The organism is Nocardia sp. JMUB6875, assembly GCF_041154655.1.
GTDB lineage: Bacteria > Actinomycetota > Actinomycetes > Mycobacteriales > Mycobacteriaceae > Nocardia.
Genome location: NZ_BAAFGR010000047.1, coordinates 26,019 through 47,045 on the forward strand (window position 1 = coordinate 26,019; position 21,027 = coordinate 47,045).

The window sequence follows — 21,027 nt, forward strand, 5'->3', positions numbered from 1 at the left end:
ACCGTCACGGTCGCGACCGCCGAGGTCGCGACCGCACCGCCCGTCGCCGCTTCGCCGGCACACCCGCGATCGCCGAAACTGCGTGATCACTCCCCTCTTCAGACATGCCGCCTACCCGCACTCCCGATTCCGCCACTACCTTCACCCTCACCACCGACGACCTGACCGAGCTCTCCACCCTCGCCGAACCCGCCCCGGACTTCTGGCGCACCCGCGCCGAATTGCCGTGGGCCTGAGATCGATTGCCGTCGGCTCCTGGCCGCACGGCCGGATCTCAGGCCATGATCACCCTTGTGCCTCGGCGGCTTTCGCGAACAGGTCGAGGACGGTGCTCCAGCCGCCGCCCTGTTCGGCGATGGCCTGGTAGATGCCCTTGCCCTCGACGAGGCGGTCGAGATGGCGGTGTTCTAGTTCGACGGCGGTCTGTGTGGGCCCCTCCGGGGTGAAACGGATTTCGATCTCGCTGGCATGCGCGGGGTCGGCGTCGAACTGCCAGTAGCCGTTGATCTGCCAGGTCAGCACCAGTCGATCGGGTGGCTCCCAGGCCAGTACGCGACCCCAATCGCACTCCACGCCGTCAACGCCGCGCTCGTACCAGCGCCCACCGGTGCGCGGTTCGATCACCGCGTCGGCCATCGCGGATTGCCCGATGTGATAGTCGGCCGGCCACCAACTGCCGAAGTTCTCGGTGAAGAACGCGAATGCTTTGTCGAGCGGCATCGCGACGGTCGCTTTACCTTGCAGGACAGGAAGTTCGGGTGTGCTCATGACTGTTGCTCCTGTTCGGGATCGTGTGCCGCCACGTCGGCGGCCTTCTGAAAAGCGGTCAACGCGTCATCCCAGATCCGCTGGAAATACGCCTGAATCGCGGCCAAACCCTCCGGATTGATCCGATAGATCCTCCGCGTCCCCTCGGCTGTGGCCACCACCAGACCGCCCTCCTTGAGGACCCGCAGGTGCTGCGACACCGCCTGTCGGGTGATCGGCAACGTTTCGGCCAGCTCACCCACCGACGACGGTCGGCGGGCGAGGCGCTCGAAGATCGCCTTGCGCGTCGGATCGCCCAGGATCGCCAGATCGACATCTCTGAAAGTAGCCACTTACGTAAGTGTGAACTTTCATAGCAGCTCACGCAAGAGCCTGAGCTGGACAAGCGCTACATCCGCAATCGGCAACGGGATCCGCGCTACGGCGGTTGACACAATTGCGGACGCCGACCCGTGGCCTCGGCGCATACTCGGGCGAGTCGGTGTCACCCGCCCTGCGGGCTCTCGTGAAAGGGCTGATCTCCCATGACCGACGACAACATCGATGCGGTGTTCCTGCTGGCCGACACGGATCCCGAGGCGATGAAGGCGATCAATACCGAGCTCATCGCCGAATACCGTGCGACCGAAGGCAATCCGAGAGGAGCGTTCGAGGGTGCGCCCGTGCTGTTGTTGACGACGACCGGTGCCCGCAGCGGCGTGGTTCGCACCACGCCGGTCAACTTCACCCGAATTGGTGACGGCTATGTGGTTCTTGCCTCCAAGTCGGGTGCCGTGACCCACCCCGACTGGTATTTCAATCTCAGAGCCAAGCCCGAGGCGACCATCGAGATCGGCGGACAGACGATCGCGGTCCATGCCCGGGAAACAGTGGGCGCCGAGCGAACGGCGCTGTTCGCCGAACACGCGGCGCGGCTACCGCAGTTCGCGGCCTACCAGCGTCGCACCAAACGAGAGATCCCGGTCGTGGTGCTCGAGCCGGAACGGTAATCCACCGCAATCGGGTCCACAGCTGGAGTGGGACGACATGGAGGCACCCTCGGTATCTCGTTCGGCCCCGGCTACGCGGGTCGTCGTGATCGTGCAGCAGGAACTCTTCGCAGCGCCGGCGGCGCGCCGTCGCGGTGGCCGCTACCAGCCCAATTATTCGCGCCGCCAGCGGTATTCGTGGTGATACCGCCCTGCTTGCCTCGTGTCCAAAAGGGCTGGTTCCCACCAGCGAGCGAACACGGGTGGGAACAAGCGTTATCCGCTGTACGGATCATCCAGGGTGGTGGGGGTGCTCGCGACTTCCAGTACGTCTGCCGGGTAACGTGGTCCGGCAGTGTAGAAACGAGCTCGGGTACGACCAACGGGTTCGAGTACTCCGGCTGCGACAAGGTCGCGAAGATCGCGTTGCGCCTGTTGCAGGCTCAACCCTTCGGTTTGTTCATAGCGCGTCCGGCGGACACGGCCGGACATTGCGACGTCGTGCAATGCGCTGACGACTCTTTCGTCGAGACGAAGACCCTGGACATACCCGTCGAGCAGCGCCCACACCCTGCCGGATCGAACCCAACGAGCGTGCACGGTCTGGGCTTGCTGGTGATACGCGATCAGGTTGAACCGGATCCATTCGGACACATCCTGATCCGGCCGATAGGTGCTACCTCGCCGGCCGAGCACCTGGTAGTACTCCCAGGTGTTGCCAGGTCTGCCGAACCAGGCTTCGATGGACGAGAACTCTGGCGCGAGAACACCTTCGCGGGCGATCAACAGGGTTTGCAGTGATCGCGACATGCGCCCATTGCCGTCGGCCCAGGGGTGGATGGACACCAAATGCAAGTGCGCCATAGCGGCACGGACAAGCGGATGGCTCCCGTCGTCGGTATCGAGCCAATCAACGAGCTCGCGCATCAGCGCCGGAACCTTGTCGGCGTCGGGCGCGGTGTAGGCGGCGATACTCGGATCCCGGGCGTCGGTCACGTACACGGGGCCGCGACGCCACCGGCCGGCTGGCCGGCGCTCGGTGTGCCGGCGCCCCTGCAACATCCAATGCAGCGCATTGAGAAAGCCCTTGCCGTAGCCGAAATCGCTTACATCGTGCAGCGTTTGGATGTAAGTCATGATCCGCTCGTAGGCGAGCGTCTCGGCCTTGTTTTCCTCCGAGACCTCGACGTCTCGCTCCCCGGCGATCAAGTCCTCCACATCAATAGTGGAAACCCTGAATCCCTCGATGGAGTTCGACGCAGAGACAGCATCCGCCGTAAGGAACTTGCGCAGACCACCGGCCCACTTCCCCGGCTTGCCCTGAAGCTCGTGACGCAACTCGGCACGCATCCGGTCCACATCTGCGAGGACACGAATATCGGCTGCGGTCAGTTCGGGCGTCGGGAATAGCATGACACCTCAATAGTGTGACGCAATCATTACGTCAACGACCTCGGGTGCATCGTCAGCGCGAAACGAAACGGCCGGTCTGCCACATTGTGGATCGCACTGTTCATGCGAAACACACCGATGCGGTCCTCGATGTCATCGGCCGCTTCACACTCGACCTGCTGCCTTGACGATACCCATTGGCCCGCAATCGAATTCGAGTTGCATTCACGGTGATTCCAACGGGCCGTCCGGGGAACAGGTGAGTCCGGGTCCCGGTTGCGCAGGGTATGCCTCTTGGAATCGCACTCGCCGCACCGAACTCCGTCAACTATGTCGATGAGATCGTGGCCCAGGCCCGGTCGGTGAACGAGCTCGGCGTCGGGTCGGTGTGGTTCGGACAGCGGATGGACTACGACTCCCCCACGTTGGCCGCGATCGTGGGCCGGGAGGTGGCCGGGCTGCAGGTCGGGACCTCGGCCATTCCGGTCGTCGGACGCCATCCGCTGCTCGTCTCGTCGCAGGCACAGACCGCGCAGGCCGCGACACACGGTCGCTACCAGCTGGGGCTGGCCGTCGGTTCGACGCTCGCGGCCGGTGCCTTCGGAGCGAGTTTCGATCGGCCCATCGCCCGGTTGCGTGAGTTCCTGACGGCCATCCGGGAATTGCTCGATACCGGCACCGCCGATTTTCACGGCGAACTGCTGACCGTCGCACCAAGCCTGCCCACGGCGGTCGCCGGAGCGGAGCCGAGGATCCCGGTCCTGGTGGCCGCGATGGGACCGCAGGCGCTGCGCGTGACCGGTGAGCTCGCGGACGGGACACTGCCGTACCTGGCGGGACCGAAGACCCTCAGCAGCCACATCGTCCCGGCGATCACGGCGGCGTCGGCCGCCGCGCCGCGCGTGGTCGCCTTCATCCCGGCCGTGGTCACCTCCGATGTCGAGGGCACCCGCGCGAAAGCGCTGCAGCAGTTGGCGTTCTACGAGCGTGTCCCCTCCTACCGCCGCGTCATCGAGCTGGAGGGCGCGTCACGGGCCGCGGAGCTGGCCCTCATCGGCAGCGAGGAAACCATCGCCGCCGAAATCCAGCGCTACTACGATGCCGGGGCCACCGAGGTCGTGCTCACCTCCACCGACCTCGCCGGTCCCGCCGCCCAGCGCCGCACCTGGGCGCTGGCGGGCGAACTGGCGGCCGGATCCGCGAAAGGGTAATAGCAGCTGGCCGACTGCGCGATCCGGCCGCAATCGATTCTCTCCGAATAGCTTTCGCGCGGATAGTTCGATCAGCCCGGGGTATCTGCCAGGTAGAAACACACCGACGAGTCCCGTTGACCCTGCCCCGTCGCCGCGCTCGTCGAGTCGCCTGCCCGAGATGGAGTTGCCATGCCCCCGTCAGCAGCCGCCGAATACGACCCTGCACCGAGCACAGTCTCGCTGCTCGAGTTCGCCGACGCGATCTTGCGAGCCGCTACCAGCCCGGAGCGGATCGGCGCGGTCGTCACCCGAATCATCCAGGACCACAGTGATATCGGCGCGATTGCCCTCGGCCCCGGAGGGCTGCTGTCCGCACGGGTGGTGAACCGGACCGACCTCACCCGGATCGAACCCGACGAGGACGATCTCTGCCGGTTCGGCGTGTGCGTTCCGATGCTGGTGTGGCTCGACGTCGGTCTCGGCCGCATCAGCGCCCGCTTCGTCGCCGGGATACAACTCCGAACCCGTATCGCCCTGGTACCGGACCGGCCCTGCGCCCTGCTCATTCAACACACTCCTATCGGTACCGCCGATATTGCGGTCTCCGTGAAAGGACAAAACTTGTTGGGCTGGTTGATCGCGCGGTTCGTCCCGCTCGAGCGACTCGTCGCTACGCAGGTGGCCACACACGCAGACGCACTACTCAGTCGCCCAGATCTGGCACAGCTGACCAGAATCGACGTACTCGAACTGATCGACCGCGCGTGGGACGCCGGGTTCATCGTCGATCCCCTCGCCAGGAACCAAGGAATCGGATACCACCAACCGGCTGGTTGAATTCCGAACAGCGGGTAACCGCCGAACATGGAACAACTCGTGATCGTCGCCCTCGTGGCGCTGCCTCTGGTGATCTCACTCCTCATAGCCCGCGGATTGCTTCGCGGTCCTTTGGACTCCGTCAAGCCACCGGAACCGACCGAACCACCCCCGCCCGAATATCGCAGCGGTTGGTACGTGGATCAGCTCTACTCCGGCCGTCGCCCACCGGAGTGACCGATGAGATCGGCAGGCGTAGACCTACACTGTTGACACGGAGTTGGTGGAGGCGTGTACTGAAGTCAGCAATCTGCGCCACTAGAGGTTCTTCATGATCACTGCTGTAGGTGTTTCGGCTCTTGCCGTCGCCGTTATCGCCGGGCTTGCGGCCGTGTTCTCCACGGACGGCGACCCGCACGCATTGACCGGCGACTTCATCGTCGTGCGCTATCACGTCGCCGACAACGCCAGCCTCTTGTTGCTATGGGGTGCAGTCGTCGGCCTCATCGCGCTCGTCGTGCTGGGGCGGCTGGTGATCGATGCCAAGCGGGCCAAGCATCGCGAACTGGAGCAGGCACACGACCCGGCCGCATCATCGATCTCACCGAGGGCAGCCGCGGCATCGAAATAAACTATGCCACAAGCATTTTCGCAGATCACCGGTAGATTTCAATGCCCCCGTCCGCATCGTGTGGTCCGGATCGTCACAACGGAGGCACACCATGATTGGGGACCGCGCACACGAACCGATCGACCGGCATGCGGTCGACGCGGCAGAGGCCGGCCACAGTGACGCGGTCGCGCAACCGCACACCGCGGACGAGGGCGGGCAGATGATCGCCGCCGAGGCCGCGGCGGCGCGGGCCAGCACGCAGGAGAATCCGCTCGGTAAGCCGGGGGCGCGTTTCGATCGCCGCTCGCCGTTCATGATCGGAATGGCCGGTGCGGCCGGGGTGGCGGTGACCTTCGGCGCGATTCAGGCGGTGATCGCGGTCGCGCAGGTGCTGGTGCTGATCACCATCGCGTTGTTTCTGGCGATCGGCCTGGAACCCGCTGTGTCATGGCTGGTTCGGCCGCGGTTTCCGCGATGGGCCGCGGTGACGGCCGTGGCCGTGGTGGCCATGGGCCTGTTCGCCGGGTTTCTCGCGGCCGCGATCCCCCCGCTGGTGACACAGGGTGGTGCCCTGGTCCACAACGCTCCGGACTACGTCAGCCACCTGTCACAGCGATATCCGCTCATCGGCATGCTCAACACCCGGTTCCATCTGCAGGACCGGCTCCAACAGGGCCTCGGATCCGATCCCGCGGGCCTGATCGGTGGTGTCCTGGGCGCAGGTCGCCTGGTGTTCAGCATTGTCAGCGACACGGTGATAGTCGCGGTACTGACCTGCTATTTCATGGCCAACTTCCCGCAGGTCCGGACCTCTTTCTACCGGCTGTTCCCGCGCTCCCGGCGGCCGCGCGCGATCCTGATCGGCGACGAGATCTTCGTCAAAGTGGGCGGCTACATCATGGGGAACCTGGTCATCTCCCTCATCACCGCGGTACTGACCTTCGTCTGGCTGTCGATCTTCGGTGTGCCGTACCCGCTGCTGCTCGCCGTCCTGGTCGCCATCCTGGACCTGCTCCCCGTGGTGGGCTCCAGCATCGCCGGAATCATCGTCGCGCTGGTCGCGCTGACCGTATCCCTGCCGATCACCGTCGCCACGGTCAGCTTCTTCATCGCGTTGCGCTTGGTCGAGGACTACCTGCTCGTACCCCGCATCATCGGCCGAACCGTGCAGGTTCCCGCGATAGTGACCGTCGTATCGGTCCTGCTCGGCGCCGCGCTGCTCGGCATTGTCGGAGCGCTGCTCGCGATCCCGGTCGCCGCCGCGCTATTGCTGATAATCCGCGAAACGGTGCTGCCCTCCCTGGATGAACGGTAGGCGGGCACCGATATGGAGCACTCCCTCGTCACCTCGGATCCGGGCGCGATGGCCACCCGGGAGTCGCTGGGCTATCGGTTGAAGCGCCGGTTGCTGGGGCCGCCGTTGGTGACCGACGAGTTGGCCGGTCAACGACTGTCCAAACCGGTCGCGCTCGGCGTGCTGTCCCCGGACTGCATCTCCTCCTCCGCCTACGGCACCGAGGAAATGCTGCTGGAGTTGCTCCCGATCTTCGGCCTGCTGTCGTTCACCCTGGTGCTGCCGATCACCGGGGTCGTCTTGGTCATCTTGTTGTTGATGACCTTGTCCTATCGCGAGATCGTGCAGGTCTACACCAAGGCCGGTGGCTCGTATGTGGTCGCCAGGGAGAACTTCGGCCCGTGTGTCGCCCAGATCGCCGCGGTGGCGCTGCTGATCGACTACGTGGTCACCGTCGCGGTCCAGGCCGCCGCGGGCACCGTCGCGGTGGTCTCGGCCGTTCCCTCGTTGGGTCCTTACAGCGTGGAGATCACCGTCGGCGTCGTCGGGTTGATCGCGTACGGTAATCTGCGCGGGCTGCGAGAAGCGGGGCGCGCCTTCGCCTTTCCCACCTACTTCTTCATCGGGGCCATCACGACGATGGTCGTGGTCGGCGTCGTGCGGGAGTTGCTCGGCGGCCTGACCGTCTACGACCCGGCATCGATGGCCGGGACCGTGCCGGTTCATCAGGTCTCCGGACTCGCTCTCGGGATAGTGGTGCTCACCTTGCTTCGGTCGTTCGCCAACGGCGGGTCATCGCTGACCGGCCTGGAGGCAATATCCAACGGGGTCAGCTCCTTTCGCGAACCCGCGGGGATCAATGCCCGCACGGTCCTCGTGACGATGGCCGCCATCCTGGGATTCCTTGTCGCCGGCGTGTCCTGGCTTGCCCACCTCACCCACTCCGCCCCCAACCTGAGCGGCTACCCCTCGGTGATCTCCCAGGAGGCGCGAGCGGTCTTCGGGCACGGAATCCTCGGCAACGTGCTCTACATCCTGGTGCAAACGGCGTCCGCTCTCATCCTGTACACCGGCGCCAACACCAGCTTCAACGGATTCCCTTTCCTGGCAAGCTTTGTCGCCGGGGACTCGTTCCTTCCCCGGCAGCTGACCAAACGCGGCCACCGGCTGGTGTTCTCCAACGGCATCATCGTGCTGGCCGTGACGTCGGTGGCCCTGCTGATCGCCACCGGGGCAAAGGTCAACTCGCTGGTGCCGTTCTATGCCATCGGGGTGTTCACCGGCTTCACCATGGCCGGCTTCGGGATGGCCAGATATCACCACACCCACCGCGAGCACGGGTGGCGGCGCAAACTCGCCATCAACGCCACCGGCGGCGCCATGTCCCTGGTCGTGGTGGCGATCTTCGCGATCGTGAAGTTCACCGAGGGCGCCTGGCTCGTAGTGATCCTGTTTCCCCTGCTCGTGGTGGCCCTCATCAGGCTCAATCGCCGATATCGAGAAGAAGGGGCCGCCTTGGCGGTGCTCGCTCCGGTCTTCGACACCCAGCCCACCTACGAGCGCCACCTGGTGCTGCTGTTCGTCGACAACCTCGACCTCGCCACCCTGCGGGCGCTCCGATACGCCCGCGGCATGAAGCCGGATACATTGCGGGCCATACACTTCACGCTCGACAGCGTCCACGCCCGGCGACTCGCGGACGCCTGGAACACGGTCGAACACGGCGAGATCGAACTGGAACCACTCCCCTGCCCCGATCGCCGACTCCAGCACGCGGCACTCCAACTGACCGCCGATTCGGCCGCCGATCCGGGCACCGAGGTCACCATCGTGCTGCCGCGCCGCACCTACGGCCCGATCGTCGGGCGACTGCTGCACGACCACACCGCCGACCACATCGCCGCGGTGGTCAGCGCCATCCCCAACGCCGCGGCCACCATCGTCCCCTTCGACGTAGATCTACCGGTCAAAAAGCTCTCCCACGCCCACCACAGCGGCGAAACCTATCTCGACACCCGGCGTCGAACGACACCGCCACCGGCACAGTGAGATTCAGCATCTTCGGCGGGGCTGGAGTGCTCGTGGGCCGCACGGCTACATCTTGATGTCTCGGGCCATGGCGAAGCTGTACAGGCCGTAGGTGATGATGCCCAGGCCGGCCACGATGAGCAGGACTACACCGTAGGGTTGCGCGCCAAGGGTTTTGAACGCGCCGTCGAGTCCGCTTGCCTTGTTCGGCTGGGATTGGCTCGCGGCAAGGATCACCAGCAACCCGACCGCGGCGATCGCCGCACCCTTGGCGATGTATCCGATCGTGCCCAGCCAGCGCACGAGATCGCCGGTGGTGCCCTTGAGATCCTTCAGGAAGTGCTGGGTGGCCCCTTTGTAGATGTGGTAGCCGCCGATCGCGATGATGATCAGCCCGCCCGCGACGAGCCCGATCGTGCCCGCGGTGGTTTGCATCAGGCGTGCGCTGAGACCGGCACTCTGGCCACTGCTCGATTTGCCGTGGCCGCGAGCAAATCCGTACGCGGACAACGCGAATGCGAAATATACAACGGCGACGAAGAAGGCCTTGAGGCGATCGATCACTACGGTCTTCTTGTTGTCGGCATCAGGTTTGGACGAGCTGCCGAGTGCGGCTTCGACGAGCCGCCACAGCGCCATCAGTACAAACGCGACTACGCCTATCCAGAGGGCGGCGATGCCACCGGGCTTGCCGGCCAGTTCGGTCATGGCACCGGATTGGTCGGCGGTGCCACCGGCACCGCCGAGGGCGATCCGGATGGCGATGTAGCCGATGAACAGGTGGACGAGGCCGCTCATGACGAAGCCGCCCCGGGCGAACCGCTCGAAGACGCTGTTCTGGGCGATCCGGACCGTCGAACTCATATCCCTTGTCCAGCTTCATCATCGGCAGCTGACGCCGCGCCCCGACCGCATGCCGTGCGCGAACTGTGAATTGGCGAGGCTGTGCCGATTAGACAGGCGTGAGCCACGTGCACGGCCGCGCACCTCGTCCAGGAATTACTGACTGGGCTGCGGCACGTCGACGTGGCAGTCACCGATTTTCGGGTTCATGCCGAGATAGTTCAGCGGCCCGGCGACGATGGTCACCGCGATGGTTCCGGTGCTGGCGCAGTTGGTCGGTGCGCTGTCGTAGTAGTGGCGTTGCCCGGCGGCGACGGCGCCGATGATCAGCCACACGAACAGCAGCAGGGCGACGATCCCGGCTATCCCCGTGGTCGAGCGACTACCGCCGCGCATCCTCCGGCCCTCGTTCGCGTATGTTCTCATTTTCTAGCTCCAATATCTTCAATGCTGTAGTGCTGGTGCGGATTTCAGTAGTAGTGACGTCGGCCGCCGACCGCGTGGCCGGCCATTCCCGCCACCATCAGCGCCGCGCCGATGAGCGCGACGATGACTCCGAGGGTGACCAGCAGCGGGATACCGAGCACGAGTCCGACGACGAGAATGACGACTCCGAGAATGATCATGATTTGATACCTGATTTCGGAATGCGTGAAATGTCACGCGGCAAGGTGCGGAATGGCCGATGGGTGCGCAGTTATCAACGTTGATCGCCACGTGGGTGCGATCGAACTCCTGGCCCACGCCGCATGCGCGGTTCGCGGACTGGTTCGTCGGGCCCCTGCCCGGCGGCAATGCCGGGTTCATCGTCCGCTGCATCGGCGCTGCCGGTGCAGCTGAAGTAGGTGGGGCGGTTGTGGTGAGTGCTCATCGTCGAAGCCTGTGCTCGGATCTATCGCTTCTACCAGTAGACGCCACCTCGAGCTTGATGTCAACACCGTAGACCTACAGCATATTGCTGCACTGTAGCCTAAGCGAACCAATGCACAGCCGATGGCCGAAATCAGCTGTGTCGGAGGCGAATCCGGCCAGAAGCATCCGCCCCGCATTGCGCCCCTGTTTGACCCGGCCGGTTCGGGCTATTCGCGGAATGAACCGGCCGGGCATGGCAGGTCGGCCACCTCTACGAAGGGACTTGCGGCATGAGCGCATTGGACAAGGCGAAGAACAAGGCCGACGAACTCGCGGCCCGGGCCAAGGAGACCACCGGCAAGGCCACCGGCGACAAGAGCCAGGAAAACGAAGGCAAGGCCGACCGCGCCAAGGCCAGCCTCGAGGACGCGGGCGAGAAGGTCAAGGACGCATTCCGCAAGTGACCTGACGTCACCGGCGTCGGTTCGAGCGGGTAGCCACCTTCGGGCGGCCACCCTCTCCGAACTTTGTACAGTCCAAGGGATGTCACTCAGGAGCTGGTGAAGATCACCAGCTCCGAGGCCTTGGCCGTGCGCCCGTTCAGTCGCGTAATGCCTGTTCGCGCAACGTGTTCAACGTTCGGGACAGAATGCGCGAGATCTGCATCTGCGAGACACCGAAGGATTCGGCGATCCGGATTTGCGACTGGGAGTCGAAGAACCGCATGTTCAGCACTTGGCGGTCGCGCTCGGGCAACGCCTCGATCAGTGGCTTGACCGCAATGCGGTCCTCCACCGTGCCGAACGCCGATTGCTCGGCCCCGAGCAGGTCCAGCAGCGCCGTCGACTCGCCGTCGCCGGCGAGACACGCCTCGATCGAGAGGCTCCGGTAACCGTTGCCGGCGATGAGGGCCTGGGTGACCTCGGCCGGATCGACATCGAGTTCCGCGGCGATCTCACCGGCTGTCGGCATCCGGCCCAAGCGCTGAAACAGCGCTTCGATCGCAGACCCCATTCCGAGCTGAATTTCCTTGAGCCGCCGCGGCACTCGCACCGCCCAGGTGTAGTCGCGGAAGTGGCGGCGAACCTCGCCCATGATCGTCGGTATCGCGAAGGACAGGAACGGCGTGCCGTAGCCGGGGTCGAAACGGTCGATCGCGAGCACCAATCCCACGCGGGCGGTCTGCAGCAGATCCTCGAAGTTCTCGCCGCGGCCGATGTACTTGCGCGCGATGTGCTCGGCCAACGGCAGACAGCGGCTGATCAGCTCGTCGCGCAAGGGTTTTCGGCGCGGATCCACAGCATCCAGCACTACGAGCCGGGCAAGCAACGGTTCGAGATTGTCGTAGCTGTCGGTGCCACGCGAACGTGGTGCCCTGACGGGCGAGGGAAGTGTCGACCGATTGTTCATCGGTGCCTCGGATCCAGAAGTGATCGGTTTGCGACCTTCAGTAGACCCCACTGCGCACCCGGCGTCAACACCGTAGGTCTACACCCCTAACAAGCGCCCATCCGACCATCCCGGCAACGAGTACGAAACCAAATACCCGCCAATCCGTTCTCCAATGTAGATCTACGTCGTTGACACCAGATTCGGGGCGGCGTGTACTTGAAGGATCAGCGGACCGACGCCCGGACGCTGCGTGTACCGGGCGCGGGCCGCCACACTTGCGTGAGAAGGACTGTCAAATGCACACCACCGCACGGGACAGATTGACCATCTTCGATCGGTTCGCCACCGCCACCAGCATCCAGGCATCCAAGGCCGGGTTCTTCATGGCCTGCGTGCTGATGGTGCTGCTGTGGGCGCCGACCTTCCTGATCATGCCCAGCATCGACACCTGGCAACTGGTGATCAACACCGCCACCACGATCATCACCTTCCTGCTCGTCGCGCTGCTGCAGAACACCCAATCCCGCGCCGACAAGGCCGTGCAGCAGAAGCTCAACGCCATCGCCGACGCCCTGGCCGACTTCATGGGCGTACTCAGCACCGACCACCCCGAACTGGACCGGCACCGCGCGGAGCTCACCGACGCCGTCGGCCTCGAGAAACGAGAATCGTCCTGACCAGCACCACACCGGCGAACAGACACGTGCCGACCAAGACCCGATGGTGATGCGAGGACAGGACCGGAAGCTGGCCGGAATCCAGCGCGAGTACTGGCAGCGCATGTATCGCGCTCATCCGCAGATATACGGCGACCAACCATCGCCGCCGGCACTCTATGCCGCCGAGGTGTTCCAGTCGGCCGGCGTGCGGGACGTCCTGGAGCTGGGCGCCGGACAGGGCCGCGACAGCCTGCACTTCGCACGGCTCGGATTCGTGGTGCAGGCCACCGATTTCAGCGATGTCGGCCTCGCACAGCTACGGGCCCGCGCCGACACGGAAGGTCTGCATACCTTGCGCACAGCGGTGCTCGACGCACGGACACCGCTGCCACTGGCAGCCGAGTCCGTGGATGCGGTATTCGCGCACATGCTGCTGTGTATGGCGTTGTCCACCAACGAGATCCATGCGCTTGCCGACGAGATCCGCCGCGTCCTGCGACCGGGCGGCACCTTCGTCTACACCGTGCGCCACACCGGCGATCCGCACTACGGAGTCGGAATCGCCCACGGGGACGACATTTTCGAGCACGACGGCTGCGCCGTGCACTTCTTCTACCGTCACCTCGTCGTCCAGCTCGCCGAGGGCTGGCGCTTGCGCGACATCCGCTCGTTCGACGAAGGCGAGTTACCGCGCCGCATGTGGCGAATCACCCAGACCCTGACCGACTAACGTGACCGACTTGGAGCCGTGGTCTTTAGACGTACTCACCCGCGACCCTGCCCCAGCAGTTCACCCACAGGGCCGGCGAGCTGAATCCAGCTCAGGCAACCAGTCATCAGCGGGTGCCCATTCACCCGGGCTGACACAAATGGATCCGAGTCACACCAATATTATCGGCCGCCCGCAGCCCGGAGGCAGTAAAACCATTGCAGGGCAGACGGTCTCATCAGGGTAGATGCTCATGATGAGTTCACGGCAGTTCTGTGGCTGACCCAGGAAACCACTGTAGTCCTCATGTGTAGACCTACGCTGTTGACATCGAGTGTGCGGCGGCGTGTACTTGAAAGGACAGAGATCCGAGACTCGTCCTCGGCTTCTACAGATCCCGCGTGACACCTCACGCACTACCGAAATCAGTTGTTTCCCATGCTCGTTCTTGGAGTCGCTCTACTCATCGCCGGATACTTCCTCGTCATCCCGCTGCTGACAGTGGCCGGACTCGTGGTGCTGGTCCTCGGCGGACTACTGATGCTCGCGGGCATGAACGGACACGCCATCGGCCGCCGCCACTACTACTGAGCCCGCCCCGGAGTCATCATGATCACCTTCATCGCCCTGGTCGCCGGAATCGTCATCGGCGCAATCGGAATGGCCCGACTGGACCGCCGCAGGCCCGACAACCGGCATCCCGGCCTGCCGCGCGCTGTCGATCAACCACAGCCCGAGGACACCCCGGCGGCCCGCGACCTTGACGAGCATGCCGGCGGCTCGAGGCATATCCGCACCAACCCGAGCTGGCGGGACCGGCACGAGTAGCCGCCACCGTGGAACCCACGCCGCCGAAAGATGAAATCCGATGACCGCCCACGTCGCTGACGCGATCTCCACGACGCCGGCCGCGCGCGCCGGGCACCCCATCCCAGAGCAGGCCGAAAGGGGCTTACCCCCACCCGCGAGCGAACGCTGGTTGGAATAAGCCCGTTATGGTGGTACTAACGCTAATCAATCCGAACCACCCCACGGCCCGCGGACCGCAATTGCGGGTCAAGCCAGTCGGTACGGGCAACGCTCCGTCAAGGGCTCAGGCTGCGGCTGTCAGCTGATACGCGTGCCCTTGATCAGCCAGGTCGGGCCGACCGCCCATCCTTGGATGAGTTCGAAGAACTTCGCGGCATATGGGCCATTCAGATGAACGTCGAATGCCGCCTCATCCGCATAGGCTTCATTCAGATAGATCTTGTTCGGGTTGTCGGCGTCCTCGATCACTTCGAAGCGCAGTGATCCGGGTTCGTTCGCAATCGACTTTTCGGCATCCTCACGGGCAACGGCGATGAACTCCTCGCGGCGGTCGGCGGGGACTTCGAAGTGGACAGCAATGTGGTACATGGGATTTCGTCCTCGATGTAGTGAGCGGTAGGGGCTGTTCGGACCCCGATGCCGTCGTAACCGGCAGCGAAGCCAATATTTGCGCGATCCCCGTCGCTTACCCAGAGCCAGCCGAAGCCTGGGCAGCCGATGCCTACCCTCGACGTGGGCAGGACTGCCGCTGAGTCGCTCACATATTCACGGCTTCTGCCGTCAGGTGCTGCGCCCGGCCTTGGCAGCCTGCGCGCAGCGCTCCAGCAAATCGCACAGCTGGTCGGCCTCAGCCGCCGACAATGCGGCCGCCACGCTCGCCTCGACGAGGTCCAGTTGCGCGAGCGCTTCGGCGTACTTGGCTCGCCCGTCCGCGGTGGGGACGACCTCGACGGCGCCGGTCCTGGGATTCCGGTGGCGCTCCGCGAGTCCCGCCGCCTCCATGCGCGGCAGCAGTGCGGCCATGGTCTGCGGGGTGACCTCGCAGCGCCGCGCGATCTCCGCTGCCGTCAACCCCGGATCCACGCTCAGCACCCGCAGCGCCGTGAACTGCGGATGGGTGAGTCCCGCCGCATCCAGGGCCGCGTTCTTGGCCACCCGGATACGGGTATCGGCGCTCTTGAGAGCGGCGAGCAGGCGCTGCGGGAGTACATAGGAGCTCATAACAATAAGCTTACATCTATCAGCTAGCTGATATGAATCAGTTAGCTGTGTTAGGCTCGTGGCCGCAACAGTTAATCTCAAGCAACTTTCGGAGACTCTGATGACAAAGACGGCCCTCCTGTCCCTCGACATGATCAACGAGCTGCTTCACCCGGACGGCAAGTTCGCCGCCTTCGGCTATCCGCAGGAGGCGCGTCGGCGCGGCACCATCGACAGAGCGGCCACCGCGCTGGCCCGCGCCCGCGCACAGGGCATCCCGGTCATGCACGTCGCCATCGGTTTCTCCCCGGACTACGCCGAGGGCACCACGGTTTCCCCCTTGCTGGGCCAAGCCCCGCAGTACGGGTCGCTGCAACTGGGCACCTGGGCGACCGAGTTCCTCGACGAGGTCGCGCCGGAATCCGGTGAGCCGGTCATCGTCAAGCACCGAGTCAGCGCCTTCTACAACACCGATCTCGAACTGCGGCTGCGCGCCCTGGGAATCGAGCGTGTCCTACTGATGGGCTGCTCCACCGACCTGGTCGTCCAGGCCACCGCCCGCGAGGCCCATGACCGCGACTTCATCGTCGAAATCCTCGCCGACGCAACCTCTTCCGAGAGCCCGGAGCTGCACGAGTCCGGCCTCGCGGTACTCCGGCACATCACCACCGTCACCACGGTGGACGAGGCCCTGCCTGCCGTATGACCGCCGACCGGGCAACACCGGAGCGGATGGCCGCACTGCTCGACCGGGCCGATCATTCGGTGCGCTCGATGTGGGCGATATACCTCTCGCGTGAGGCGCCGGCGCGCTACGACCGCCGCCTCGCGCTCGGCAGCGCACTGGCGATCGGGCTTCCGATAATCGGCGGGGTTGGCACCGGGCATGCCGGGGCCGGAGTGCAGGCAGCCGTAGCGGCCTGGTTCACCACGCTTACCGTGCCGAAACCGGACTTCCCCAGCAGGTTCCGGCAAATGCTCACCCAAAGCGCGATGCTCGTAGCGGCCACCGGGCTCGGCATGCTGGTCGGTGGCCGGGTCTGGGCGACCGCCCTCGCCGCGATCGCACTGTCGTTGATCGTGCCGCTGCCGGGGGTCGCTGTGACTCCTCTCATCGCGATGATTCTGGGGACCGCGCCGCAACCCGGAATCGCTGCGGTCCAGCATCTTTCGCGCTTCCTGGGCGGGGCGCTGCTGGCGAGCGCGGTGCTGCTGATCCCGTTCTTCGGCGGCAGCTACGCGCCCAGGTCCGGTGGCGAGCATGCCGCGTCATGCCACGACCGCCTCCGGCCCACATGGGCGGGCCTGCGCACAGTGGTCTCCGAGGGCGATCCCCGGGTGCGCTACGGCCTGCGGGTGGCCGTCTGTTTCACCACGGCCTACATCGCGTCGGCCCTGGTGCACATGCCGCATGCCCAGTGGATGCTGATCGGCATCCTCACTACGTTGCGGTCCACCTGGGACGACACCCGGGGACGGATTGTCAAGCGCTTGATCGGGCTGGTCGCCGGCTGCACCCTGACCGCCGCATTACTCGCGTTCACGTCCGGCGCCCCGTTCGCGGCGGCCATCGCCATCGCGGTCTGCGGCGGCATCGCCCGTCCGATGCGCGGCTTCAACTACGGCTTCTGGCCGATCTTCGCAACACCGGTGTTGTTGCTGCTCAGCGATTTCGACGTCCGGCTCGGCTGGGTCGATGTCATCGAGCGACTCACCGACAACATGCTGGGCGCACTACTCGCCGCCCTCTCGCTCCTGCTGTTGTGGCCCGGCCGCGAAGCGGACCATGGCCCTCGGAATTCACCCACGGCCCACGGACCGCAATTGCTGCCCACCCGCTACCCCCGGGGAAACGCGCGATAGGCATGATGGTGCGTTCGGCCGGCCACGGGCCGTCCGGCTCCGAGCCGCCCCCTGAGCCGCCACGACTGACAGCCGGGTAGAGCTGTCGTTCGACCGGCTCGCCGCCGACTCCGGCGCTCAGCGAAACGAACCACCAGCTCCTGGGTTACATCACCACCCGTGATCGACGACTCGGTGGTGGGGGCGATCTCCGTGGTGGTGCAGACGCCGTGTCGTCGGCAGGCGCCGTCGAATTAGCATGGAACGTATGAGATCCGGCGCATTGCCGATCGTGCTCGCCACCGCGTTGTCGTGGCTCGGCCTCTACCTCCACAACGTCAACGACCTGCCGCACCAGACACCGCAGTCGCCCGAGTCCGCCCTGCCCGGCGCACTACTGCTGATGCTGCTGGCCGCATGGGCGGTGCGGCCACTGCGCCGCGCCTGCACCATCGCATTGCTCGGATGGGGCTGGCTGAACCTCGTCGGCGGTGCCCTGTCCGTGCTTCCGCTACCGATCTGGCCGTTCTACCCCGAGCAGACCCTGCATCACTACGCGTGGCACGCGATGTACGCGGTGCTCCAGATCCCATTGCTGGTGGTAGCGACCCGGTACCTGCGCGACCGGAGGCCAAGCAGCCGGTCCAACTAGAACAGCTCCCAATCCTCCAGCTGCCCAATCACTTCCTGAAGGCGTGCGGGGCTCATTCGCTCACGGCAGGCACTGAAGCGCGCCGCCTCCTCACCGAGACCGTCTTTCAGCGCTTCTACATAGATGATCATGGGGCTCATCGAGACGCAGGTGGCCGATGCGACGAATCCCTTGTGCCCCAACCTTCATCAGGCTGAACGGACCTGCAAGGGCCGCTCGTCATTGAGAAAGCCGAAAAGGGGCCTACCCGGACCAGCGAGCGAACGCTGGTTCGAATAAGCCCCTTATGGTGGTTCTAGCTGGGATCGAACCAGCGACCCCTCGCGTGTGAAGCGAGTGCTCTCCCGCTGAGCTATAGAACCGTAGCTCCCGCCCTGGTGGGCGGTGTTCTCGGCGGCGTTTCCGGCGCTTCGAACGAGACAGAACTTTACACAGATCTGCGGCGTCGCACCAAATCGCGTGCGTATGGGCGAAAAATGGGGCTGCGACGGGCGGGTCTGTCGTGTCGCGTGGGGTTCACCGGATGGTCGCCCGCGGGCCATGGGCGGTTAGGGGTCGTGGGGTGGGATGAATACGACCCACGTCCAGGCCGCGGCGGACTACACCTTTGTAGTTCACATTTACCCCCATCTACCAGGCGATTTGTTACCTGCGCTGATAGTCGGCTAATGTTCTACCTCGTCAGCGGGACAGCCGAGAGGCGCCCGGGACGAAATGCGGATGTAGCGCAGCTGGTAGCGCATCACCTTGCCAAGGTGAGGGTCGCGGGTTCGAATCCCGTCATCCGCTCGAGAGGCCAACACGGCCTGCTTGGCGGTGTGGCCGAGTGGTGAGGCAACGGCCTGCAAAGCCGTGCACACGGGTTCGATTCCCGTCGCCGCCTCTTCTTCATTGAAGAGCATGAAGACCCGCGCGATTAGCTCAGCGGGAGAGCGCTTCCCTGACACGGAAGAGGTCACTGGTTCAATCCCAGTATCGCGCACCAAGTTTCATCCAGATCAGGCCCGGCTCCCGCCGGGCCTTTCTGCATTTCTGACATACTTTCGCCGGGCTCTTTCTCTAGTTTCTCGTTGCCGGGAGGCGAGTTGATGAAGGTATTGATTGCGGTGGCCGCGGCTTCGGTGGCGCTCGTTGCGGGTCAAGGGGTGGCGCACGCGCAGGAAGCACAGTCATTGGATCGGCTGGTGGGGTTGGTTGTGGATCGGCTCGAGACCGCTGACACCGTGGCCGCGGTGAAGTGGGCGGGGGCGGTTCGGGATGGCGGGGAGCCGGTGATCGATGATCCGGCGCGGGAGGCAGCGATCTATGACGCGATGGGTGCGCTCGGGGTCGAACGCGGGCTGCCGGCCGGGTGGGTGCGGGCGGTGTTCGAGGGGCAGATCGAGGCCAACAAGCTGGTGCAGCGTGGACTGGTGGCGGAGTGGCGCAGCCAACTGGTGAGTGCTCCGGTTCCAGCGACGGATCTCGCGGGCATTCGGCCCGTCATCGATCGCGCCAATACCGGGATCGTGGATGAATTGTCCGCTCGGCGAGCCGAGTTGGCGAGCGGTGACTGTCCGGCACGGTTGACCGGCACCGTGCTTGCCGTCGCGGGTGCGCGCCACGTGGATCTCCTCCATCAGGCCGCGCTGGTCCGGGCCGCGCTGCCGCTGTGTGAGGCGTGACCGAATTCCGCTGAAGCACTGGTCGGCTCGCTTATCCGGTGTTTATTCGGCGATGGTTTCGGCCTTCCGCGCGCGCGTAGCATCGAGCGGCGGGGGGAGGACGCATGGCGAAGAAGGCGTTGTCGGGGAGCGACATTGCGATTCTGGTCCTGATGTCGGTGGGGATTCTCGCCGGGATGCTCGGATTGTTCGGGTTGCTCGACGGGTTGCGGGAGGTTGCGGCGAGCGGTGGGGTGACGCTGGCCGTGGCTGTGGCGGGACTCGCGGTGGTGCTGATGGCCAGAGCCGTACTGCGGGGGTCGGGTGGATCCGGGTCCGAGGCGGTACCGACACCGAAAACCGCTGTGACATCGTCGAAGTCCTTGGTCGGACGCGAATCCACGGCTTTGCGGCCGATCCTGCCCGGCGTGCCCGTGCACGGAACCGTGGATCTGGCGCTACGGGCCACCGGTGCCGCGCTCGCGCCCCGGCCGTTGGATACCCAGGCACTGCTGATCACGTTGATGCAGGCCGACTCCGCGGGGCAGTGGTATCGATTGTGGTTGCGGACCGGAGGTTTGGAGACCATCACCGGCAGGGTCGTGCTGGATCCCGCCAATTACGCCGCGGCGACCTGGGAAGGCGTTCCGCTCACCTATGCCTGCGCGCGTGCGCTCGATATCGCCGGGCGATTGTCGCAGCGATACGACATCTGGCCGCTGACCGTCGGCATGCTGTCGATCGGGCTTGTCGCGGACCCCTCGGCCGGTGCCGCGCAGGCGCTCGGACCCGCGGATCGCGATGAGGTGCTGGAGATCTTGCAGGCCGATGTCCTGGGTGTTCGGCTGACCGGGCTCGAGCACATCCTGCGCCAGGTGCTCGCCGAGACCGGCGTACACAGCTGAGTCCTCCCCGCGAGGATGACCACTGACCTCCATGCACGGCGGGCTGTAAGGAATTCGATAGAGAGTCGTAAGGCTGCGGTCGTACATTCACTCGGAGTATCCCGACGAGAGACTGGAAAGGCCATGGCGCTCCGCATATCCGGTCGCGCGATCACCAGCGACCTCACTCCCGAGACCGCGCACCTGGTGCCGGGTCCCGGCGGTGGCGCGTGGGCGTTGAGCTGGCTGCCGGGGTGGGATCTGACCCGGGAGCAGGCGATCGACGGGATGGCGCTGGACGAGATGCTCAGCGATCCCTCGGCCATCGACCGGGAGTGGGCGCTGGAGATGGCGGAGCTGCGGGCGGAGTCGCTGGGGATGGGGCTCGAGGATGTCGTGGTGCGGCTGTGCGCCCGGATCATCGAGCGCGACCGGATGCACGGGGCGCACCAGCAGGCGGGGGCGGACC

The 21,027-nt window shown here is 65.1% G+C and carries 28 protein-coding genes and 4 tRNA genes; 21 read left to right on the forward strand and 11 right to left on the reverse strand.

Annotated elements, in window-relative coordinates; all coding sequences use genetic code 11:
- The first annotated feature begins 104 nt into the window (after positions 1 to 104).
- Entirely contained in the window at positions 105 to 236 is a 132-nt protein-coding gene (locus ACAM49_RS14590; protein WP_369636032.1) for a hypothetical protein, read from the forward strand.
- 49 nt (positions 237 to 285) lie between these two features.
- On the opposite strand, the gene ACAM49_RS14595 is transcribed toward ACAM49_RS14590, so the two are convergent.
- On the reverse strand, positions 286 to 768 hold the full coding sequence (locus tag ACAM49_RS14595) for an SRPBCC family protein (protein ID WP_369636033.1): 483 nt from the start codon (positions 766 to 768) through the stop codon (positions 286 to 288).
- Positions 765 to 1,100: an ArsR/SmtB family transcription factor gene (locus ACAM49_RS14600; protein ID WP_369636034.1), complete on the reverse strand. Its 336-nt coding sequence runs from the start codon at positions 1,098 to 1,100 to the stop codon at positions 765 to 767. Before ACAM49_RS14600 ends, ACAM49_RS14595 begins: the two co-directional genes overlap by 4 nt.
- Before the next feature lie 192 nt (positions 1,101 to 1,292).
- Here ACAM49_RS14600 and ACAM49_RS14605 point away from each other — a divergent pair, with 192 nt between their 5' ends.
- Positions 1,293 to 1,757 (forward strand): nitroreductase family deazaflavin-dependent oxidoreductase, encoded by a 465-nt coding sequence (locus ACAM49_RS14605; RefSeq protein WP_369636035.1) that lies wholly within the window; start codon positions 1,293 to 1,295, stop codon positions 1,755 to 1,757.
- Positions 1,758 to 2,012: 255 nt separating this feature from the next.
- Here ACAM49_RS14605 and ACAM49_RS14610 read toward each other — a convergent pair whose 3' ends face one another.
- The gene (locus tag ACAM49_RS14610; protein ID WP_369636036.1) at positions 2,013 to 3,149 is read right to left on the reverse strand and encodes a Fic family protein; all 1,137 of its coding nucleotides are present in this window, start codon (positions 3,147 to 3,149) and stop codon (positions 2,013 to 2,015) included.
- A 266-nt stretch (positions 3,150 to 3,415) separates the two neighbouring features.
- Here ACAM49_RS14610 and ACAM49_RS14615 point away from each other — a divergent pair, with 266 nt between their 5' ends.
- From ACAM49_RS14615 to ACAM49_RS14635, 5 genes are all read left to right on the forward strand, one after another.
- A complete protein-coding gene (locus ACAM49_RS14615) occupies positions 3,416 to 4,339 on the forward strand; it encodes a TIGR03564 family F420-dependent LLM class oxidoreductase (RefSeq protein ID WP_369636037.1) in 924 nt (307 codons plus the stop codon).
- A gap of 171 nt (positions 4,340 to 4,510) precedes the next feature.
- Positions 4,511 to 5,158: a hypothetical protein gene (locus ACAM49_RS14620; protein ID WP_369636038.1), complete on the forward strand. Its 648-nt coding sequence runs from the start codon at positions 4,511 to 4,513 to the stop codon at positions 5,156 to 5,158.
- A gap of 310 nt (positions 5,159 to 5,468) precedes the next feature.
- A complete protein-coding gene (locus tag ACAM49_RS14625) occupies positions 5,469 to 5,768 on the forward strand; it encodes a hypothetical protein (RefSeq protein WP_369636039.1) in 300 nt (99 codons plus the stop codon).
- A gap of 91 nt (positions 5,769 to 5,859) precedes the next feature.
- Complete coding sequence (locus tag ACAM49_RS14630) at positions 5,860 to 7,065, forward strand: AI-2E family transporter (RefSeq protein WP_369636040.1); 1,206 nt, start codon at positions 5,860 to 5,862, stop codon at positions 7,063 to 7,065.
- 48 nt (positions 7,066 to 7,113) lie between these two features.
- A complete protein-coding gene (locus tag ACAM49_RS14635) occupies positions 7,114 to 9,093 on the forward strand; it encodes an APC family permease (protein WP_369636058.1) in 1,980 nt (659 codons plus the stop codon).
- Positions 9,094 to 9,138: 45 nt separating this feature from the next.
- Here ACAM49_RS14635 and ACAM49_RS14640 read toward each other — a convergent pair whose 3' ends face one another.
- From ACAM49_RS14640 to ACAM49_RS14650, 3 genes are all read right to left on the reverse strand, one after another.
- Complete coding sequence (locus ACAM49_RS14640; protein ID WP_369636041.1) at positions 9,139 to 9,936, reverse strand: DUF1206 domain-containing protein; 798 nt, start codon at positions 9,934 to 9,936, stop codon at positions 9,139 to 9,141.
- 135 nt (positions 9,937 to 10,071) lie between these two features.
- On the reverse strand, positions 10,072 to 10,311 hold the full coding sequence (locus tag ACAM49_RS14645; RefSeq protein ID WP_369636059.1) for a hypothetical protein: 240 nt from the start codon (positions 10,309 to 10,311) through the stop codon (positions 10,072 to 10,074).
- Between the two features lie 74 nt (positions 10,312 to 10,385).
- Positions 10,386 to 10,541 carry a hypothetical protein gene (locus ACAM49_RS14650; protein WP_369636042.1) on the reverse strand — a complete coding sequence of 52 codons (156 nt, stop codon included), beginning with the start codon at positions 10,539 to 10,541 and terminating at the stop codon, positions 10,386 to 10,388.
- Between the two features lie 516 nt (positions 10,542 to 11,057).
- Here ACAM49_RS14650 and ACAM49_RS14655 point away from each other — a divergent pair.
- Complete coding sequence (locus ACAM49_RS14655) at positions 11,058 to 11,231, forward strand: CsbD family protein (protein WP_369636043.1); 174 nt, start codon at positions 11,058 to 11,060, stop codon at positions 11,229 to 11,231.
- Between the two features lie 136 nt (positions 11,232 to 11,367).
- Here the strand turns inward: ACAM49_RS14655 and ACAM49_RS14660 are convergent, their stop codons facing one another.
- Positions 11,368 to 12,045 (reverse strand): RNA polymerase sigma factor SigF, encoded by a 678-nt coding sequence (locus tag ACAM49_RS14660; protein ID WP_369636044.1) that lies wholly within the window; start codon positions 12,043 to 12,045, stop codon positions 11,368 to 11,370.
- A 410-nt stretch (positions 12,046 to 12,455) separates the two neighbouring features.
- On the opposite strand from ACAM49_RS14660, the gene ACAM49_RS14665 reads away from it, so the two are divergent.
- The 4 genes from ACAM49_RS14665 to ACAM49_RS14680 all read left to right on the forward strand — a co-directional run bounded on the left by ACAM49_RS14665 (position 12,456) and on the right by ACAM49_RS14680 (position 14,355).
- Positions 12,456 to 12,836 carry a low affinity iron permease family protein gene (locus tag ACAM49_RS14665; RefSeq protein ID WP_369636045.1) on the forward strand — a complete coding sequence of 127 codons (381 nt, stop codon included), beginning with the start codon at positions 12,456 to 12,458 and terminating at the stop codon, positions 12,834 to 12,836.
- 43 nt (positions 12,837 to 12,879) lie between these two features.
- Positions 12,880 to 13,548 carry a class I SAM-dependent methyltransferase gene (locus ACAM49_RS14670; RefSeq protein WP_369636046.1) on the forward strand — a complete coding sequence of 223 codons (669 nt, stop codon included), beginning with the start codon at positions 12,880 to 12,882 and terminating at the stop codon, positions 13,546 to 13,548.
- Between the two features lie 417 nt (positions 13,549 to 13,965).
- Entirely contained in the window at positions 13,966 to 14,118 is a 153-nt protein-coding gene (locus ACAM49_RS14675) for a hypothetical protein (RefSeq protein WP_369636047.1), read from the forward strand.
- Between the two features lie 18 nt (positions 14,119 to 14,136).
- Positions 14,137 to 14,355: a hypothetical protein gene (locus ACAM49_RS14680; RefSeq protein ID WP_369636048.1), complete on the forward strand. Its 219-nt coding sequence runs from the start codon at positions 14,137 to 14,139 to the stop codon at positions 14,353 to 14,355.
- Between the two features lie 279 nt (positions 14,356 to 14,634).
- Here the strand turns inward: ACAM49_RS14680 and ACAM49_RS14685 are convergent, their stop codons facing one another.
- Both ACAM49_RS14685 and ACAM49_RS14690 read right to left on the reverse strand, forming a co-directional pair.
- Positions 14,635 to 14,925, reverse strand: coding sequence for a putative quinol monooxygenase (locus ACAM49_RS14685; protein ID WP_369636049.1), 291 nt, complete (start codon positions 14,923 to 14,925; stop codon positions 14,635 to 14,637).
- A gap of 192 nt (positions 14,926 to 15,117) precedes the next feature.
- The gene (locus tag ACAM49_RS14690; protein ID WP_369636050.1) at positions 15,118 to 15,558 is read right to left on the reverse strand and encodes a MarR family winged helix-turn-helix transcriptional regulator; all 441 of its coding nucleotides are present in this window, start codon (positions 15,556 to 15,558) and stop codon (positions 15,118 to 15,120) included.
- A gap of 100 nt (positions 15,559 to 15,658) precedes the next feature.
- Between ACAM49_RS14690 and ACAM49_RS14695 the strand changes: the two genes are divergently transcribed.
- The 3 genes from ACAM49_RS14695 (at position 15,659) to ACAM49_RS14705 (ending at position 18,031) form a co-directional block, all read left to right on the forward strand.
- Complete coding sequence (locus tag ACAM49_RS14695; protein ID WP_369636051.1) at positions 15,659 to 16,243, forward strand: cysteine hydrolase family protein; 585 nt, start codon at positions 15,659 to 15,661, stop codon at positions 16,241 to 16,243.
- On the forward strand, positions 16,240 to 17,400 hold the full coding sequence (locus ACAM49_RS14700; RefSeq protein WP_369636052.1) for an FUSC family protein: 1,161 nt from the start codon (positions 16,240 to 16,242) through the stop codon (positions 17,398 to 17,400). The genes ACAM49_RS14695 and ACAM49_RS14700 overlap by 4 nt, the downstream gene beginning before the upstream one ends.
- A gap of 247 nt (positions 17,401 to 17,647) precedes the next feature.
- Positions 17,648 to 18,031: a hypothetical protein gene (locus ACAM49_RS14705; RefSeq protein ID WP_369636053.1), complete on the forward strand. Its 384-nt coding sequence runs from the start codon at positions 17,648 to 17,650 to the stop codon at positions 18,029 to 18,031.
- Here the strand turns inward: ACAM49_RS14705 and ACAM49_RS14710 are convergent.
- Entirely contained in the window at positions 18,028 to 18,162 is a 135-nt protein-coding gene (locus ACAM49_RS14710) for a hypothetical protein (protein ID WP_369636054.1), read from the reverse strand. The two genes, ACAM49_RS14705 and ACAM49_RS14710, sit on opposite strands and share 4 nt — an antisense overlap.
- 156 nt (positions 18,163 to 18,318) lie before the next feature.
- Positions 18,319 to 18,393, reverse strand: a tRNA-Val gene (locus ACAM49_RS14715).
- Positions 18,394 to 18,747: 354 nt separating this feature from the next.
- Between ACAM49_RS14715 and ACAM49_RS14720 the strand changes: the two genes are divergently transcribed.
- The 6 genes from ACAM49_RS14720 to ACAM49_RS14745 form a co-directional block, all read left to right on the forward strand.
- Positions 18,748 to 18,820: transfer RNA gene (locus ACAM49_RS14720), tRNA-Gly, on the forward strand.
- A 23-nt stretch (positions 18,821 to 18,843) separates the two neighbouring features.
- Positions 18,844 to 18,914, forward strand: a tRNA-Cys gene (locus ACAM49_RS14725).
- Between the two features lie 27 nt (positions 18,915 to 18,941).
- A tRNA-Val gene (locus tag ACAM49_RS14730) sits at positions 18,942 to 19,016 on the forward strand.
- A gap of 103 nt (positions 19,017 to 19,119) precedes the next feature.
- On the forward strand, positions 19,120 to 19,695 hold the full coding sequence (locus ACAM49_RS14735; RefSeq protein ID WP_369636055.1) for a chorismate mutase: 576 nt from the start codon (positions 19,120 to 19,122) through the stop codon (positions 19,693 to 19,695).
- A gap of 104 nt (positions 19,696 to 19,799) precedes the next feature.
- Positions 19,800 to 20,579, forward strand: a complete 780-nt coding sequence (locus ACAM49_RS14740) for a hypothetical protein (RefSeq protein ID WP_369636056.1) — start codon at positions 19,800 to 19,802, stop codon at positions 20,577 to 20,579.
- A 123-nt stretch (positions 20,580 to 20,702) separates the two neighbouring features.
- Positions 20,703 to 21,027 (forward strand): hypothetical protein (locus ACAM49_RS14745; RefSeq protein WP_369636057.1); only part of this gene is annotated, 325 nt, incomplete at its 3' end.